The organism is Citrobacter sp. VF227, from assembly GCF_052950715.1.
Genome location: NZ_JBRFVF010000502.1, coordinates 1 through 450 on the forward strand (window position 1 = coordinate 1; position 450 = coordinate 450).

Genomic DNA, 450 nt, shown 5'->3' on the forward strand with positions numbered 1-450 from the left:
GATCCGGGCAACGCTGGCCATGCTCGGCACGGTGGTATTGATGTTCATCATGGGCTATGGCATCAGCCTGGACGTCGAGGACCTGACCTACGCGGTGCTCGACCGCGATCAGACTACAGCCAGTCAGGCCTATGCGCTGAACATCGCCGGCTCACGCTATTTCATTGAAAAGACGCCGCTGACGAGCCCCTCTGACCTCGACCAGCGCATGCGCAGCGGCGACATCGCTCTGGCCATCGAGATCCCGCCCAACTTCGGCCGTGACCTCAAACGCGGTGCCGTGCCGCAGATTGCGTTCTGGATCGACGGCGCCATGCCGATGCGCGCCGACACCATCAAGGGATACGTACAGGGTCTGCACATGAGCTACCTGCAAGACCTGGCGCGCAGCGCCGGCGTGGACAGCAGGGCGGCGGCCAACGTGGCCATCCGTTATCGCTACAACCCCGA

The 450-nt window shown here is 63.3% G+C and carries 1 protein-coding gene; it reads left to right on the forward strand.

The genetic code is table 11. The features are described 5' to 3' along the window. The coding region (locus tag ACU8YC_RS27545; RefSeq protein WP_446896332.1) for an ABC transporter permease at positions 1-450 on the forward strand (450 nt) is incomplete at both ends.